16 protein-coding genes are annotated in these 16,641 nt (G+C 72.0%); 12 read left to right on the top strand and 4 right to left on the bottom strand.

The annotated features are described in order from the left end of the window. Window positions 1–10: 10 nt before the first annotated feature. Entirely contained in the window at window positions 11–1,513 is a 1,503-nt protein-coding gene (gene eat, locus AC3IYI_RS07680) for an ethanolamine permease (RefSeq protein ID WP_489409470.1), read from the bottom strand. Between the two features lie 209 nt (window positions 1,514–1,722). Further along, window positions 1,723–2,469, bottom strand: a complete 747-nt coding sequence (locus AC3IYI_RS07675) for a FadR/GntR family transcriptional regulator (protein ID WP_489409469.1) — start codon at window positions 2,467–2,469, stop codon at window positions 1,723–1,725. A gap of 77 nt (window positions 2,470–2,546) precedes the next feature. On the opposite strand from AC3IYI_RS07675, the gene AC3IYI_RS07670 reads away from it, so the two are divergent. The 4 genes from AC3IYI_RS07670 to AC3IYI_RS07655 all read left to right on the top strand — a co-directional run bounded on the left by AC3IYI_RS07670 (window position 2,547) and on the right by AC3IYI_RS07655 (window position 7,622). Beyond that, a complete protein-coding gene (locus tag AC3IYI_RS07670) occupies window positions 2,547–3,926 on the top strand; it encodes a glutamine synthetase family protein (RefSeq protein WP_489409468.1) in 1,380 nt (459 codons plus the stop codon). A 110-nt stretch (window positions 3,927–4,036) separates the two neighbouring features. Beyond that, the gene (locus AC3IYI_RS07665) at window positions 4,037–5,401 is read left to right on the top strand and encodes an aldehyde dehydrogenase family protein (protein WP_489409467.1); all 1,365 of its coding nucleotides are present in this window, start codon (window positions 4,037–4,039) and stop codon (window positions 5,399–5,401) included. A gap of 5 nt (window positions 5,402–5,406) precedes the next feature. Further along, window positions 5,407–6,201, top strand: coding sequence for a 3-oxoacyl-ACP reductase (locus AC3IYI_RS07660; RefSeq protein ID WP_243334068.1), 795 nt, complete (start codon window positions 5,407–5,409; stop codon window positions 6,199–6,201). Window positions 6,202–6,344: 143 nt separating this feature from the next. Further along, complete coding sequence (locus AC3IYI_RS07655; protein ID WP_489411462.1) at window positions 6,345–7,622, top strand: haloacid dehalogenase-like hydrolase; 1,278 nt, start codon at window positions 6,345–6,347, stop codon at window positions 7,620–7,622. A 30-nt stretch (window positions 7,623–7,652) separates the two neighbouring features. On the opposite strand, the gene AC3IYI_RS07650 is transcribed toward AC3IYI_RS07655, so the two are convergent. Then, window positions 7,653–8,855, bottom strand: coding sequence for an amino acid deaminase/aldolase (locus AC3IYI_RS07650; RefSeq protein ID WP_489409466.1), 1,203 nt, complete (start codon window positions 8,853–8,855; stop codon window positions 7,653–7,655). A 252-nt stretch (window positions 8,856–9,107) separates the two neighbouring features. Between AC3IYI_RS07650 and AC3IYI_RS07645 the strand changes: the two genes are divergently transcribed. From AC3IYI_RS07645 to AC3IYI_RS07635, 3 genes are read left to right on the top strand one after another with little or no spacing between them, the layout of a single operon-like run. After that, window positions 9,108–9,977 carry a hypothetical protein gene (locus tag AC3IYI_RS07645; protein ID WP_489409465.1) on the top strand — a complete coding sequence of 290 codons (870 nt, stop codon included), beginning with the start codon at window positions 9,108–9,110 and terminating at the stop codon, window positions 9,975–9,977. Continuing rightward, window positions 9,974–11,158 carry a type VII secretion-associated serine protease mycosin gene (gene mycP / locus AC3IYI_RS07640; RefSeq protein ID WP_489409464.1) on the top strand — a complete coding sequence of 395 codons (1,185 nt, stop codon included), beginning with the start codon at window positions 9,974–9,976 and terminating at the stop codon, window positions 11,156–11,158. The genes AC3IYI_RS07645 and mycP overlap by 4 nt, the downstream gene beginning before the upstream one ends. 42 nt (window positions 11,159–11,200) lie before the next feature. Beyond that, window positions 11,201–11,941 (top strand): SseB family protein, encoded by a 741-nt coding sequence (locus AC3IYI_RS07635; RefSeq protein WP_489411461.1) that lies wholly within the window; start codon window positions 11,201–11,203, stop codon window positions 11,939–11,941. Window positions 11,942–12,025: 84 nt separating this feature from the next. On the opposite strand, the gene AC3IYI_RS07630 is transcribed toward AC3IYI_RS07635, so the two are convergent. After that, entirely contained in the window at window positions 12,026–12,400 is a 375-nt protein-coding gene (locus tag AC3IYI_RS07630) for a DUF1844 domain-containing protein (RefSeq protein WP_243334084.1), read from the bottom strand. Window positions 12,401–12,723: 323 nt separating this feature from the next. On the opposite strand from AC3IYI_RS07630, the gene infC reads away from it, so the two are divergent. From infC to AC3IYI_RS07605, 5 genes are all read left to right on the top strand, one after another. After that, entirely contained in the window at window positions 12,724–13,503 is a 780-nt protein-coding gene (infC, locus tag AC3IYI_RS07625) for a translation initiation factor IF-3 (RefSeq protein WP_489411460.1), read from the top strand. Window positions 13,504–13,607: 104 nt separating this feature from the next. After that, window positions 13,608–13,802, top strand: a complete 195-nt coding sequence (gene rpmI / locus AC3IYI_RS07620; RefSeq protein ID WP_215021864.1) for a 50S ribosomal protein L35 — start codon at window positions 13,608–13,610, stop codon at window positions 13,800–13,802. Window positions 13,803–13,905: 103 nt separating this feature from the next. Further along, window positions 13,906–14,292, top strand: coding sequence for a 50S ribosomal protein L20 (gene rplT / locus AC3IYI_RS07615; RefSeq protein WP_214948116.1), 387 nt, complete (start codon window positions 13,906–13,908; stop codon window positions 14,290–14,292). Window positions 14,293–14,425: 133 nt separating this feature from the next. Beyond that, window positions 14,426–15,286, top strand: a complete 861-nt coding sequence (locus AC3IYI_RS07610; protein WP_489366455.1) for a TrmH family RNA methyltransferase — start codon at window positions 14,426–14,428, stop codon at window positions 15,284–15,286. Window positions 15,287–15,342: 56 nt separating this feature from the next. Further along, a complete protein-coding gene (locus AC3IYI_RS07605; RefSeq protein ID WP_489409463.1) occupies window positions 15,343–16,638 on the top strand; it encodes a sensor histidine kinase in 1,296 nt (431 codons plus the stop codon). The last annotated feature ends 3 nt before the right edge of the window (window positions 16,639–16,641 follow it).

The following is a 16,641-nucleotide window of genomic DNA, read 5'->3' as shown; positions in this document are numbered from 1 at the left end:
CGGGTGGGGATCAGTCGCGGGAGAGCTCGGCCTCGGCTTCCGCCAGCGCCGCGAACTCCTCCTCGGGCGCGGAGGCCACCAGGTGGTGCCGACTGTAGAACGCGAAGTAGGCGAGGGCGACGGCGTACACGGCCAGCGCGATGAACGCCGCGTCCTTGTCCACCAGGAAGGTGGCGACCAGGGCCGAGAGGGCGAGGACGAAGGCCACCGTGGAGGTCGCGATGCCGCCCGGAGTGCGGTACGGGCGCTCCAGGCCGGGCTCGCGGCGCCTCAGCACGATGTGGGAGAGGGCCATCAGCGCGTAGGAGATGGTCGCCCCGAACACCGCCATGTTCAGCATGCGCGGCCCGTTGCCGGTGGCGGCGGCCAGTGCGAAGCCGATGGCGCCGGGGATGAGCAGGCCCAGGTACGGGGCCTTGCGCTTCGAGGTCAGGGACAGGAAGCGCGGGAGGTAGCCCGCCCGGGACAGGGCGAAGAGCTGGCGGGATCCGGCGTAGATGAGGGAGAAGAAGGAGGCCACCAGCCCGGCCAGGCCCGCGTAGTTGACGAAGGTCTTCAGCCAGGACAGGCCGGGGTCGCCTTCCAGGGCGACGACGAGCGGGTTGCCCGCGTCCTTGATGGCGTCGGCTCCGCGCGCACCGGTGGAGGCGAGGAAGGTGACCAGGGCCAGCAGCACCAGGATGCCCATGGAGATCGACAGGGCGCGCGGTACCGAGCGGACCGGGTCCTTGGCCTCCTCGGCGGCCAGCGGCACGCCCTCGACGCCGAGGAAGAACCACATGCCGAAGGGGAAGGCGGCCCAGATGCCGAGGATGCCCAGCGGCAGCCAGGAGCTCGCGCCGGCGGCGGTGGTGTCGACGGCGATGTCGTCGAGGTTCCCGGGGTCGAACTGGGTGAAGGCGCCGACGGCGAAGACGACCAGCGCGATCACGGCGATGGCGGTGACGACGAGCGAGAAGCTCAGGGCCTCGCCCACGCCCCACAGGTGGATGCCTATGAAGACGACGAAGCAGGCGAGGTAGACCGGCCAGCCCGAGGTCAGGCCGAAGAGGTTCAGGGATTCCACGTAGTCGCCGATGAAGATGGCGATGGCGGCCGGGGCGAGGATGTACTCGATGAGGATCGCGGTGCCGGTGAGGAAGCCGCCCCAGGTGCCGAGCGCCCGGCGTGCGAAGCCGTAACCGCCGCCGGCGGTGGGCAGGATCGCCGACAGCTCGGCGAGGGAGTAGACCAGGCAGGCGTACATGACGCCCATCAGGACGGTGGCGATGGCGAGGCCGCCGAAGCCGCCCTGGGCGAGGCCGATGTTCCAGCCGGAGAAGTCGCCGGAGACCACGTACGCGACGCCCAGACCGGTCAGCAGCAGCCAGCCGGCGCTGCCGCGGCGCAGGGTGCGGCGCTCCAGGTAGCCGTCGGTGCCGTTCCCGGGGGCGGGGGTTTGGGGGACAGCGGCCTCGGGGGACGGGGTGGGTTCGGGCACGGCTGCCAGCCGTGCGCCGGTGTCGTCGGCCATGTGCGCTCCTGCCTAGGGCAATGGTTGTGGGGCGTACCTTTGCTGCTCGGGCGTGGCGGGCGCAAGACCCCTGCGTTAAACGGGGGTTACGAATGCCTCTCGGCCGGATCTCCGGTCGGCTTTCCGGCCGGGTCTTCGGCCGGGTCTTCGGCCGGCTTTCCGGCCGGGTCTCCGGTCGACTCCCCGGCCGACCTCCGGCCGGGTCCGGGTCAGGTCAGGAACCCCCGCAGCAGCGCCGCCGTGCCGCAGCAGTGCTCGCGCATCACCGCGCGCGCCGCCTCCGGGTCCCGCTCCAGCACCGCCTCCACGAGCGTGCTGTGCTGCTGCTGGGAGTGCTCCAGATTGCGCACCAGCAGCGGGATGCAGTCCAGCAGGTCGTTCACGGTGGCCCGGACGGCCGCGTACTGGGCCGTCAGGGTGGCGGATCCGGCGAGTTCGCACAGGGTGAGGTGGAAGAGCGTGTCCTGGCGGCGGTAGTCCGGCAGCGGGGCGTCGTGGGTGGCGGTCAGCGCCCCGAGCAGCCGGTCGGTCTCCTGCTCCGAGAGTCCCTGGGAGGCGCACAGGCCCGCCGCTCCCACCTCCAAGACCTCGCGGAAGCGCAGGACGTCCTCGATGTCCACGCCCGCGACCCGGCGCCGCAGCTCCTCCTCGGTGCCCCCGGCCGGCGTGTCGGGGCGGGGCAGCACAAACGTTCCGCCGTACCGCCCGCGCCGGGCCTCCACCAGGCCCTGGTCCTGGAGTACCTTCAGCACCTCGCGGAGCGTCACCCGGCTGATCCCCATCCGCTCGGCCAACTCGCGCTCCGGCGGCAGCCGTTCCCCGCCCGGTACCAGTCCGAGCCGGACCACCTGGAGGATCTGCTCCAGCGCCTCCTCGAAACCGTTGCCCGCCCGCACCTGCCGCAGTACGGGATTGAGCCGCCGGGCGGCCTCGTCCTCGCTCGCCGTATTGGTCATCTCGCCTCCTCCCCTTCCCAAGCAATGGTTCTATTCAATACCTTAGGCCTACTCGGCTCACCGAAGGAGAAAATCCCGTGGTAGACCGCAAGCCGCCGCTTTCGCCCGAGGAGCTCCGCGCTCTCGTGGCCAGCGGTGAAATCGACACAGTGGTCCTGGCCTTCCCCGACATGCAGGGGCGCCTCCAGGGCAAGCGGTTCGCCGCACAGTTCTTCCTCGACGAGGTCCTCGCGCACGGCACCGAGGGCTGCAACTACCTCCTCGCCGTCGACACGGACATGAACACCGTCGACGGGTACGAGATGTCCTCCTGGGACCGGGGCTACGGCGACTTCGCCATGCACCCCGACCTCGCCACCCTGCGCCGGATCCCCTGGAACCCGGGCAGCGCCTTCGTCCTCGCCGACCTCGCCTGGAACGACGGCTCGCCCGTGGTCGCAGCGCCCCGGCAGATCCTGCGCCGCCAGCTCGAGCGCCTCGGCGAACACGGCTACACCGCGATGGTGGGCACCGAGCTGGAGTTCATGGTCTTCCTGGACACCTACGAGCAGGCCTGGAACTCCGACTACCGCGGCCTGACCCCCGCCAACCAGTACAACACCGACTACTCCATCCTCGGGACCGGCCGCGTCGAACCCCTGCTGCGCCGCATCCGCAACGAGATGCAGGCCGCCGGCCTGGTCGTCGAGTCGGCCAAGGGCGAGTGCAACCTCGGCCAGCACGAGATCGTCTTCCGCTACGACGAGGCGCTGACCACCTGTGACCAGCACTCCGTCTACAAGACGGGGGCCAAGGAGATCGCGGCCCAGGAGGGTGTCTCGCTCACCTTCATGGCCAAGTTCGACGAGCGCGAGGGCAACTCCTGTCACATCCACCTCTCGCTCAACGATGCCGACGGGCGCAGCGCGATGGCCGGTGAGGGCCCGGACGCGGACGACCACAGCGGTATGTCACCCGTGATGCGCCACTTCCTGGCCGGCCAGCTCGCCGCCCTGCGCGACTTCTCCCTTCTCTACGCCCCCAACATCAACTCCTACAAGCGTTTCCGGCCGGGATCCTTCGCGCCGACCGCCGTCGCCTGGGGCGTGGACAACCGGACCTGCGCACTGCGCGTGGTCGGCCACGGCCGCTCCATGCGCTTCGAGAACCGCCTGCCCGGCGGCGACGTCAATCCGTACCTCGCCGTCGCCGGCCTGGTCGCGGCCGGGATCTACGGCATCGAGAACCGCCTGGAGCTGCCCGAGGCCTGCGCCGGCAACGCCTACACCGCCGACTTCGCGCACGTTCCCACCACCTTGCGCGAGGCCGCCGAGCTCTGGGAGAACAGCGAGATCGCCAAGGCCGCCTTCGGCCCCGAGGTCGTCGCCCACTACCGGAACATGGCCCGCGTCGAACTGGACGCGTACGACTCCGCCGTGACCGACTGGGAGCTGCGCCGCTCCTTCGAACGCCTCTAGGGCCGGAGCCGTCCCGTAGGGCCGGAACCGTCCCGGCATCCGCCGCCCCGCCGCACCGCATTACCGGACCCACCGCACCCACCGCACCCGAACGTCTGAAAGGCCACCACGTGTCCGATGCGCTGGAAGTCTTGAATCCGGCCACCGAGGAACTCGTCGCCGTCGTCCCGGCCGCCACACGGGACGACGTCGACGCCGCCGTCGTACGGGCCACCGCGGCCCAGCGGGCCTGGGCGGCCGCCGCGCCCGCAGACCGGGCCAGGCTGCTGCGCCGCTTCGCCGCGGTCGTCGACGGGCACATCGAGGAACTGGCACAGCTGGAGGTCCGGGAAGCGGGCCACACCATCGGCAACGCCCGCTGGGAAGCCGGCAACGTCCGTGACGTGCTCGACTTCGCCGCCGGGGGAGTGGAACGGCTCTCCGGCCGCCAGATCCCCGTCGCCGGCGGCATCGACGTCACCTTCCTCGAACCCCTCGGCGTCATCGGCGTGATCGCGCCGTGGAACTTCCCCATGCCGATCGCCGCCTGGGGCCTCGCCCCGGCACTGGCCGCCGGCAACGCGGTCATCCTCAAGCCCGCCGAGACCACCCCGCTCACCGCGCTGCGCCTCGCCGAGCTCGCCCTGGAGGCCGGACTCCCCGAGCACCTCTTCCAGGTGCTGCCCGGCCGGGGCGAGGTGGCGGGCGACGCCCTCGTCGAGCACCCGGGGGTGGCCAAGATCGTGTTCACCGGCTCCACCCGGATCGGCAAGCGGATCATGGCCAAGTGCGCCGACCGGGTGAAGCGCCTCACCCTCGAACTCGGCGGCAAGAACCCCAACATCGTCTTCGCCGACGCGGACCTGGAGGCGGCGGCGGCCTCGGCCCCGATGTCCTTCCTGGACAACACCGGGCAGGACTGCTGCGCCCGCACGCGGATCCTCGTACAGCGCTCCGCGTACGACCGGTTCATGGAACTGCTCGTCCCCGCCGTCGAGAAGGTGGTCGTCGGAGACCCGTACGACGAGAACACGCAGCTGGGGCCGCTGATCTCGCGGGCGCAGCTGGACCGCGTACGGTCCTACGTCACCGATGACCTCGACGTCGTCCGGGGCACCGCGCCCGAGGGCCCCGGCTTCTGGTACCCCCCGACCCTCGTCACCGGCGTCGACCCCACCGCCGCCGTGGCCACCGAGGAGGTCTTCGGACCGGTCGCCGTCGTCCTGCCCTTCGAGGACGAGGAGGACGCCGTACGCCTGGCCAACGCCACCGACTACGGCCTCGCGGGCTCCCTGTGGACCCGCGACGTGGGCCGCGCGCTGCGCGTCTCGCGCGCCGTCGCCGCCGGCAACCTGTCGGTCAACTCGCACAGCAGCGTCCGCTACTGGACCCCCTTCGGCGGCTACAAGCAGTCCGGACTCGGGCGCGAGCTCGGACCCGACTCCCTCACCGCTTTCACCGAGACCAAGAACGTCTTCATCAGCACGGAGGCCTGAAGAACATGAGCATCGAGCCCACCGAAGAGATCGTCTGCCGCCGCCTGGTCGGCCGTACCGCCGTCATCACCGGAGCCGGCAGCGGCATCGGCCTCGCCACCGCCCGCCGGCTGGCCTCCGAAGGCGCCAACGTCGTCTGCGGCGACATCGACGAGACCGCAGGCAAGGCCGCGGCCGAGGAGGTCGGCGGCACCTTCGTGAAGGTCGACGTCACCAGCCCGGAGGAGGTCGAGGCCCTGTTCAAGACCGCCTTCGACACCTACGGCTCCGTGGACATCGCCTTCAACAACGCCGGCATCTCGCCCCCGGACGACGACTCGATCCTCACCACGGGCCTGGAGGCCTGGAAGCGGGTCCAGGACGTCAACCTCACCTCCGTCTACCTGTGCTGCAAGGCCGCCCTGCCCTACATGCAGCGCCAGGGCCGGGGCTCCATCATCAACACCGCCTCCTTCGTGGCCCGGATGGGCGCCGCCACCTCGCAGATCTCCTACACCGCCTCCAAGGGCGGCGTGCTCGCCATGTCCCGCGAGCTCGGCGTGCAGTTCGCCCGCGAGGGCATCCGCGTCAACGCGCTCTGCCCGGGGCCCGTCAACACCCCGCTCCTGCAGGAGCTGTTCGCCAAGGACCCGGAGCGGGCAGCCCGCCGGATCGTGCACATCCCGCTGGGCCGGTTCGCCGAACCCACCGAGATCGCCGCCGCCGTCGCCTTCCTCGCGAGCGACGACTCCTCCTTCATCAACGCCACCGACTTCCTGGTCGACGGCGGGATCTCCGGCGCGTACGTCACCCCTCTCTAAACGCTCACCCCCCACCACTACCCACCCGGCAGCCGGGCGTCGCACGACGCCCGGCTGTCGTGCTCCTCCGTCCGCGACGCTGTTGACCGTGATGATCCTTCTGAGAACCAGGAGAACCCACCTCAGTGACCCGACCCAGCTCGATGCGGCGGCTCCAGGCCGTCGGCGCCGCCGTCGCGATAGCCGCCGGCACCCTCGTGGCCGCCGCGCCCGCCGCCGAGGCCCACCCCGGCGGCCCCTGCACCGCCCCCCAGCTCACGGCAGCCTGGTACGGGGACAACCAGGCCCGGCTGCAGCAGCTCATCGACGACTACGGGACGTGCAACCCGTACCGGCCGAACCGCAACAAGCCCGTCGCCGTCTTCGACTGGGACAACACCGTCGTCAAGAACGACGTGGGCGACGCGCAGATGTTCTGGCTGCTGCGCAACGGCAAGATCCGCCAGCCCGCGGCGGGCGACTGGAGCGGCACCAGCCGCCACCTGACCCCGGCCGCCGCCCAGGCCCTGGCCGAGGCCTGCGGCACCCTCGCGGAGCCCGGCGCGCCGCTGCCCACCGGAAGCCCCGAGGGCGCCGGCTGCGCCGACGAGATCAACGCCGTCTACGGCACCGCCGCCACCCGCGCGGCCGCCCCCGCCTTCGCCGGCTGGGACCGCCGTACGACCGAGCCCGCCTACGCCTGGCTGCCGCAGCTCATGCAGGGCTGGACCGCGCGCGAGATCCGCGGCTTCACGGCAGCCGCGCGGGCCGAGAACCTGGCCGCCCCGGTCGACGCCAAGCAGCAGGTCGGCAGCACCACCGCCACCGGCTGGGTGCGCTACTACGACCAGCAGAAGGAGCTGATCGGCGCGCTGCAGAAGGCCGGCTTCGACGTCTGGATCAGCTCGGCCTCGCCGCAGCCGGTCGTCGAGGTGTGGGCCGAGGGCGTGGGCATCGACGCCGGGCACGTGATCGGCATCCGCAACACCACGACGTACGACGGGAAGTTCACCTCCCACCTGCAGGGCTGCGGGTCCGTCGCGGACGGCGCCGACACGATGATCACGTACATCGACGGCAAGCGCTGCTGGATCAACAAGGAGATCTTCGGGGTGCGCGGCGCCGCGGCCGAGAAGGTCCAGCCGGCCGCCCGCCGCCAGGTGTTCGCCGCGGGCGACTCCGACACCGACATCTCGTTCCTGCGGGACGCGACCGTGCTGCGGCTCGTCGTCAACCGCAACAAGAACGAGCTGATGTGCCGCGCCTACGACAACAGCGACGGCAATTGGATCGTGAATCCGATGTTCATCCAGCCCAAGAAGCAGAAGGCCACGCCGTACCCGTGCGCGACCACCGGCTTCACCGGCCGCGACGGCACCCCGGGGCCCGTGCTCCGGGGTGACGCCGGCATCATCCCGGACCAGACGGACTCCGTCTTCTAACAGGGCCAGGAAAGATCCGAAAGAGACGACCTAAAGGAAGGTGTGGCCCTCGCCCCGGTAGGTCGGGGCGGTGGCCGTCACCCGGTCGCCCTGGACCAGGTGCAACGTGTCGAAGCGCTCGCACAGTTCACCGGCCTTCGCGTGCCGGAACCAGACCCGGTCGCCGATCAGTAGATCGTCGGCCGGACTGCCGAGCAGCGGGGTCTGTACCTCGCCGGCCCCCTCCTGCGGGTCGTAGCGCAGCCCCTCGGGGAGGTACGGAACCGGCAGCCGGTCCGCGCCGGGCGCCCCGGAGGCCGGGTACCCGCCGCCGAGCACGGTGACCACCCCGACCCCGGGCCGGCGGACCACCGGCTGGGCGAAGAGCGCCGCCGGGCGGCCGCTGAACGAGGTGTAGTTGTCGAACAGTCGCGGTACGTACAGCCCCGACCCGGCGGCGATCTCGGTGACCGCGTCCTCGGCGGCGGTCTGCTGGACGCTGCCGGTGCCGCCGCCGTTGACGAACTCCAGGTCCGGGACCACCGCGCGCACGGCCCGTACGGCCTCGGCCCGGCGGGCGGCCAGCTCCTTGCGGGCCGCACCCTGCATCAGCCGGATGGCGCGCGACCTGAGCGGACGCCCCGCGAGCGCGTCGCCGACCCCGGCCACGTGGCCCTCGTAGCCCATCAGCCCGACCACCCGGAAGCCGGGCCGGGCGCTCACCGCGCGGGCCAGCTCGGCGAGCTGGGCGGGCTCGCGCAGCGGGGAGCGGCGGGCGCCGACGCGCACCCTGCCGCCGAAGAGGTGCAGGGCGGTGTCCAGTTCCAGGCAGACCCGGATCTCCTGGGTGCCGCCGTCGCGGGCCCGGTCCACGAGTTCGAGCTGCGCGAGGTCGTCGACCATCACGGTGACCGCGCCGGCCAGCTTCGGATCGGCGGCGAGCTCGGCGAAGCCGGCCCGGTCGGCGGACGGGTAGGCGAGCAGCACGTCCTCGAAGCCCGAGCGGGCCAGCCAGATGGACTCGGCGAGGGTGTAGGACATGATCCCGGCGAACCCGGGCCGCGCCAGGACCCGTTCGAGCAGGGCACGGCACCGTACGGACTTGCTCGCCACCCGGACCGGCTTCCCGCCGGCGCGACGCACGAGATCGTCGGCGTTGGCGTCGAACGCGTCAAGATCCACGAGGGCGAGCGGAGCGTCGAGATGGGCGGTGGCCCGGTCGTAACGGGCCCGGTCGGCGGCGGGGGAGTTCATGGGCGGCAGCCTGCCAGATGGGTTTACCCGTGGGTAGGGGGTTCGCGCGGGCCGCGGACGCCCTGCCAGGTCAGAGGCCCGGGAGGGCGCTCCGGTCACATCTCGGTCTCGACCTCGGGATGCCCCTTTTGGTCATTGAGACGGCAGTTCGAATGTGTTTACTGTCGCTCCTCCCCGGCCGACGTTTCAGGCGCTGACGGGCGCGTAAAGTAAGGGCAGGCAGCCGACGGGAACGGGGGGCTGAGCCGCCGGATGAGTACGTCCACACCGCACGGCGGGGTCCTGACCACGCCCGACCAGATCCCGGTACCGCCACGGCGGCGCCCGGGAACGGTCCTCGCCGCCGCCCTGTGCGGCCTCCTCGGCCTCGGTCTCACCGGTGCGGCCGGGTACAAGGCCGTCTCCGACCACCAGGCCGCACACCGGCCCGTGGACCCCGCCAAGGCCTACCGCAAGGCCGCGTCCCTCTGGCACAGCACCCCCGTCGACACCCTGTTCCCGCTCGTCCTCGACGGCCAGGACGCCGGGCCGGGCGGCGCCGACCGCACCTGGACCCGGATCACCCCCGCCGCCGACGCCGGCTGCTCCGAGGCGCTCGGGGCCGACTGGCGGGCCCTGTTCGCCACGACCGGGTGCACCCGCGTGCTCCGCGCCACCTACACCGACGCCACCCGCAGTTCCCTGGTCACCGTCGGCATGGTCTTCACCCCCGCCGAGGCCGCCGTCATGGACTCGCTGCGCGGCCGGCTGACCGCCCCGACCGGCTATGGGTTCCGCGACAACCGCCGCGGCGCCTGGACCGCCTCGGTGCTCGCCGAAGCCCCGGTCGTCGTCTACGCCGTCTCCGCCTTCGCCGACGGCCGCCGCCTGAACGCCCCCAGCCCCGCAGAGGACAAGATGGCCGAGGACGCCCGCGGACGCGTGGCCCAGGCGGGCCTCGGCCACGAGACCAAGGCCGTCGCCGATCTGGTCGAACGCACCCTGCGCAGCCTCGCGACGTCCCCGCCGGGCCGGCCGCCCGCGCAGCCGACGCGGAACCCGCAGGATCCGCAGACCTCGCAGGATCCGCAGACCTCGCAGCCGTCACAGGCCCCGACGGCGACCCCGGAGGCCGCCCGGTGACCCGCCGCGCCCTGTTCCCGGCGGCCCTCGCGCTCGGAGCCCTGTTCACCGTCACCGCCGCGCCGCCGGCGGCCGCCGACGCCATCCGCGACCGCCAGTGGGGGCTGACCGCCCTGCGCGCCGAGGAGGCCTGGGGCACCACGCGGGGCGACGGGGTCACCGTGGCCGTCCTGGACACCGGGGTCGACCCGACCCACCCCGACCTGGCCGGCCAGGTCCTGGAGGGCGCCGACCTCGTCGGGATGGGCGCCGTACGGGGCGACCGTGCCTGGGCCCGTCACGGCACCGCCATGGCCGGGATCATCGCCGGGCACGGCCACGGCTTCGAGAGCGGGAAGGGCATCCTGGGCATCGCCCCCGGGGCGAAGATCCTCCCGGTCCGGGTGATCCTGGAGGAGCGCGACCCCGGCCGGGACAAGGCCCGCGACAGCAAGGGCGGCGCCCTCGCCGAGGGCATCCGCTGGGCCGCCGACCACGGCGCGGACGTGATCAACCTCTCGCTCGGCGACGACAGCAGCTCCGCCCACCACGAGGCCGCCGAGGACGAGGCCGTCCAGTACGCCCTGGCCAAGGGCGTGGTCGTCGTCGCCTCCGCCGGCAACGGCGGCAAGGAGGGGGACCGCATCTCCTACCCGGCCGCCTATCCCGGGGTCATCGCCGTCACGGCCGTCGACAAGAAGAACCGGAAGGCGTCCTTCTCCACCCGCAGCTGGTACGCGACCGTCAGCGCCCCGGGCGTCGGCGTGGTCATCGCCGACCCCGACCGCTCCTACTACGAGGGCTGGGGCACCAGCGCCGCCTCCGCCTTCGTCTCCGGCGCCGTCGCCCTGGTCAAGGCGGCCCACCCGGACCTGTCCCCGGCGCAGATCAAGAACCTGCTGGAAGACACGGCCTCCAGTTCCCCGCCCGGCGGCCGCGACGACTCCCGCGGCTTCGGCCTGGTGGACCCGGTCGCCGCCCTCCAGGCCGCCGACGAGGTGCCCCCCGAGCCGGTGCTGCCCGCACCCGTCGCGGCCGGGAGCCCCTACTTCGGCCCCGGTCCCGACCCGGTGCGCGACGCCGGCCTCTGGGCCCGTCTCGGGGCCCCGGCGGGCGTCGCGGCGGGGCTTGCCCTGCTCGCGGCGGCCGGCGTACTGGTCCGGCGGCCCCGGGCCGGACGGCAGGATCCCGACGCGGGATAGGCTCGGGGAACTGTGCTGAACGAAGCTGAGTTGGACAAGGCCGTGCTGAACAAGAACATCCCCGACCCCGGTTTCTCCGACGACGACGGCTCCGCCGACCCCCGGCTGGGCGCGGCCCTGGCCGCCTGGGCCGAGGACAGAGCCAAGGAGCCGGAGGTACTGGCGGCCCTCAAGGACGCCCGCCTGCTGGTTCCCGTCGTCGCGGTCCTCGGCGAGGTCGAGACCGACCCCGAGACGGGGCTCAAGCGCGAGAAGACCAGCGACATGGCCGTCCCCACCCTGCGGGCGGGGGACCGGCGGGCGCTGCCCGCCTTCACCTCCATCGCCTCGCTGGCCCTGTGGGACCCGGCCGCCCGCCCGGTGGCGGTGCCGCTGCACCAGGCGCTGGCCGCCGCCGCGCACGAGAAGGCCGACACCATCGTCCTCGACCTGTCCGGGCCGGTCCCGTACCAGCTGGCGGGCTCCGCGCTGCTCGCCCTCGCCGAGGGCCGCACGGACGCCGGCCCGCTCGCCGACCCCGCCGTGCGCGAGGCGGTACGGGCCGTCGTGAGCGCCGAGCCGGCCGTACTCGGCGCCCACCTCGGCCCGGGCGGCGCGGACGCCGACGGAACCCTGGCGATCGTGCTGGCGGCCGGTCCGCAGGCCGCGGCGGCGGCCCGCCGGGTGGCCGAGGCCCTGGCGGCCGACGAGACCCTGCGCGCACGCCTCGTAGGCGGCCTGGACCTGGCGCTGCTCCCCGAGGGGGCCCCGGTCCCGCCGGGCGAGCCGCTCTTCACGCGCTGAACGACCCGGAACGCCGAAGGACCACACCGTGACGTCGCGGTGTGGTCCTTCGGCGTCGCGCTTCCGCGGTGACGCGTTGGGCGGTTACGCGTACACGGGACCCGTGAACTTCTCGCCCGGGCCCTGCCCCGGCTCGTCCTGCACCAGCGAGGCCTCGCGGAAGGCCAGCTGGAGGGACTTCAGGCCGTCGCGCAGCGGGGCGGCGTGGAAGGAGCTGATCTCGGTGGCGCTCGCGGTGACCAGGCCCGCCAGGGCGGTGATCAGCTTGCGGGCCTCGTCGAGGTCCTTGTACTCGGAGTCCGGCTTGTCCAGGCCCAGGTTGACCGCCGCCGCGCTGAGCAGGTGGACGGCCACCGTGGTGATGACCTCGACGGCCGGCACGTCCGCGATGTCGCGGGTCAGGTCGTCGTAGTCGGGGGCGGAGTCAGGAGTGGAACCGGAGGGCGTCGCGTCAGTCATGTGCCACACGATATGCCGTGCGGCGGGCTTGCAACGCGGGTGGTAGTATGTACTTCGACCGGCCGGACACTTATGTGCCCGGCCCACAAGTGGAGGCTCCGATTCTCCCACCCAGCCGCCCTCACGGGAGGCGGGTCACCGGTCAGGCGGTATCCATCGTTCCGTACGGACGATGGAAAGCTGCCCGATTTTGCGCCCCGCGGTTCGCACGCGACGGTGCTCCGGTTGTATTGGAGCCCTCGCCTGTGCCCGGCGGGGCTTTTTTGATTCTCCGCCGCGGTCGGTCTGACGGAAAAACGTCAGCGGCTGTCCTCCAGGCAGCCGTGTGGTGCTACCGAGGAGGATCCATCAGCACCGAGCCCCGCATCAACGACCGGATTCGCGTTCCCGAGGTACGACTCGTCGGCCCGAGTGGCGAGCAGGTCGGCATCGTGCCGCTTGCCAAGGCGCTTGAGCTCGCGCAGGAGTACGACCTCGACCTGGTCGAGGTCGCGGCGTCCGCACGCCCGCCGGTCTGCAAGCTCATGGACTACGGCAAGTTCAAGTACGAGTCGGCCATGAAGGCCCGTGAGGCGCGCAAGAACCAGGCGCACACGGTCATCAAGGAAATGAAGCTCCGGCCGAAGATCGACCCGCACGACTATGACACCAAGAAGGGTCACGTCGTTCGGTTCCTCAAGCAGGGCGACAAGGTCAAGATCACGATCATGTTCCGCGGTCGCGAGCAGTCCAGGCCGGAACTCGGCTACCGACTGCTGCAGCGTCTGGCTTCGGACGTCGAGGACCTCGGGTTCATCGAGTCGAACCCGAAGCAGGACGGCCGAAACATGATCATGGTTCTCGGTCCGCACAAGAAGAAGACCGAGGCGATGGCCGAAGCCCGCGAGGCGCAGGCCGCCCGCAAGGCCGAGCGCCAGGGTGTTGCGCACAGCGACGAGAGTGGTGACGAGGCCCTGGCCGCCGACGCCGCGCTCGAGGCCGAGAACGCCGCACTCGAAGCCGAGGACGTGGACGCCGAGGACGCTTCCGACGAAGCGGCCGACGCGACCGAGGCCGGCACCGACGAGGCAGTTGCCTCCGACGAGGCTTCTGACCAGGCCTGATTCCGAGGCAGCCCGTCTCGGATCACCGATACAACATGACGCTCCCGTGAGCCGGCCCCCACCAGGGCCGGTGGGGGCGCCACCGACGAGGAGATAACGGCGCTATGCCGAAGAACAAGACGCACTCCGGGACCAAGAAGCGCTTCAAGATCACCGGCTCCGGCAAGGTGCTCCGCGAGCGCGCCGGCAAGCGCCACCTGCTCGAGCACAAGTCGTCCCGTGTCACCCGCCGCCTGACCGGCACCGCGGAGATGGCCCCCGGCGACGCCAAGAAGATCAAGAAGCTTCTCGGCAAGTGACGTCCTCCGCTCCCCTTCCGGGAGCGGGAGCACGTCAAGACCGGGACCCCATCGAATTCGGGCCGTGTGAGGACTTCCACGGCCCCGCTACAAGGAGTACACAGTGGCACGCGTCAAGCGGGCAGTAAACGCGCACAAGAAGCGTCGGGCAATCCTCGAGGCTGCGAAGGGTTACCGCGGTCAGCGTTCGCGCCTGTACCGCAAGGCCAAGGAGCAGGTCACCCACTCCCTGGTCTACAACTTCAACGACCGCAAGAAGCGCAAGGGCGACTTCCGTCGTCTCTGGATCCAGCGCATCAACGCGGCTGCCCGTCAGAACGGCATGACGTACAACCGCCTCATCCAGGGTCTGAACGCCGCCAACATCGAGGTGGACCGCAAGATCCTCGCCGAGCTGGCCGTCAACGACGCCAACGCGTTCGCCGCGCTGGTCGAGGTCGCGCAGAAGGCCCTCCCGGCCGACGTCAACGCCCCGAAGGTCGCTGCCTAAGCAGCACGCCCTCAAGGCTGCAGTAACTTGCCCGGACCCGCAGGCCTCGCGCCTGCGGGTCCGGTGCGTTGACCCACCATTTCCCTCGATCAGGGCAGCCACCCGCTGTACGTACGGAAGCGAGCCGACCGCCATGGGCACCCCCGCCGAGCTGATCTCCCCCCGGTCCACCCGGGTGGCCGCCGCCAGGCGACTGGCGCGACGCAATTTCCGTACCAAGGAGCGCCGCTTCATCGCCGAGGGCCCGCAGGCCGTCCGCGAGGCCGTGGAGCACCGCGGCGCCGGGGGCGAGTCCACGCTGATCGAGCTGTTCGCGACCGTGGAGGCCGCCGAGCGCTACGCCGACATCGTCGACGCCGCCCACGCCGCCGGAGCCCGCGTCCACTACGCCTCCGACGAGGTGCTCGCGGAGGTCTCCCAGACGGTCACCCCGCAGGGCCTGGTCGGCGTCTGCCACTTCCTGGACTCCCCGTTCGAGGAGATCCTGAAGGCCCGGCCCAAGCTCGTCGCCGTCCTCGCGCACGTCCGCGACCCCGGCAACGCCGGTACGGTGCTGCGCTGCGCGGACGCCGCCGGAGCCGACGCGGTCGTGCTGACCGACGCCTCCGTCGACCTGTACAACCCCAAGTCGGTACGCGCCTCCGTGGGCTCCCTCTTCCACCTCCCGGTGGCCGTCGGCGTGCCCGTGGAGCAGGCCGTCGAGGGGCTGCGCGCGGCCGGCGTACGGATCCTCGCCGCCGACGGGGCCGGCACCGACGACCTCGACGCCGAGCTCGACGCGGGCACCATGGGCACCCCCTCGGCCTGGATCTTCGGCAACGAGGCCTGGGGTCTGCCCGAGGAGACCAGGGCGCTCGCCGACGCCGTCGTACGGGTTCCGATCCACGGAAAGGCCGAGAGCCTGAACCTCGCCACGGCCGCCGCGGTGTGCCTGTACGCCTCCGCGCGTGCACAGCGGGCGCCCGGAGGGTGCCGCTCCGTGACCCCCAGCTAGTAATGTGGCGGCCCGGGGGGCCCACTGCGCTACTCGGAGATGTGGGGTACGGGGACATGACCGTCGGTACGAACAGCTCGCCAGCTGCCGCCAAGGCGGCCGGTGCACCGGTCCTGGCGACCGTGCCCCCGCCGGCCGCGCCCGCCGCCCGGGTGCCCGTACAGCAGCCCCAGGGTGCCTCGGCCCCGCAGCCCCGGCCCGCGCCCGCGAGCCCCGTAGGCCCCGCAGCGGGTCCGGGGCCGGACGCGCCGGAGGATCCGGACGGGCTCGGCGGCGAATACGCCGCGCTGGGGATCGACCCCGACGACCTGCCCGACGGGCTGGTGATCGCCGACGCCACCGGCCGGGTCATCTGCTTCAACTCCGCCGCCGCCCGGATCACCGCACTCGTGGCGGGCGAGGCCCTGGGCCTGGGGATCGAGCGCGCACTCCCGCTGGAGGACCTCGAAGGCCGCCGCTGGTGGGCGCTGACCGACCCCTACGGAGGCCTCGCCACCCGGCGCGGACAGCCCGAGCGCAACCTGCTGCTCCCCGGCGGCCGCGAGGTGCTCGTCTCCGCCCGGTACGTGCGCACCCACCCCAAGGGCCCGGTGCGCCGGCTCGTGGTCACCCTGCGGGGCACCGAGGCCCGGCGGCGCACCGAGCGCAGCCACGCCGAGCTGATCGCCACCGTCGCGCACGAACTGCGCTCCCCGCTGACCTCCGTGAAGGGGTTCACGGCGACCCTGCTGGCCAAGTGGGAGCGGTTCACCGACGACCAGAAGCGACTGATGCTGGAGACCGTCGACGCCGACGCGAACCGCGTCACCCGGCTCATCGCCGAGCTCCTGGACATCTCCCGCATCGACTCGGGCCGCCTGGAGGTGCGCCGCCAGCCGGTCGACATCTCCACCGCCGTGGGCCGCCACGTCCAGGCGCTCACCGCGAACGGGCAGGCCCCGGAGCGGTTCCTGGTCAGCGTGAGCCGGCCGCTGCCCGATTGCTGGGCGGACCCCGACAAGATCGACCAGATCCTCGGCAACCTGCTCGAAAATGCGGTGCGGCACGGCGAGGGAACCGTCACCATCGACGTGACGCCGACCAGCTTCGCGAACGCCGCGGGGAAGACCGAGAAGGGAACCGCCGTCACCGTGACCGATGAAGGCCCTGGTATCCCCGAGGAGTCGATGGGCCGCGTCTTCACCCGTTTCTGGCGGGGCAGCAAGCGCGGCGGCACCGGTCTGGGCCTCTACATCGTCAAGGGCATCGTGGAAGCCCACGGCGGCACCATCAAGGTCGGCCGCGGCCCCGGCGGCGGCGCCGAGTTCCGATTTATCCTGCCCGTCGGCGCCCCGGCGTACCTCACGCAGTAGCCC

The organism is Streptomyces sp. GL_148 (assembly GCF_057834205.1).
The sequence above is the reverse complement of the archived record's forward strand: the minus strand, read 5'-3'. Positions and strand labels throughout refer to the sequence as shown.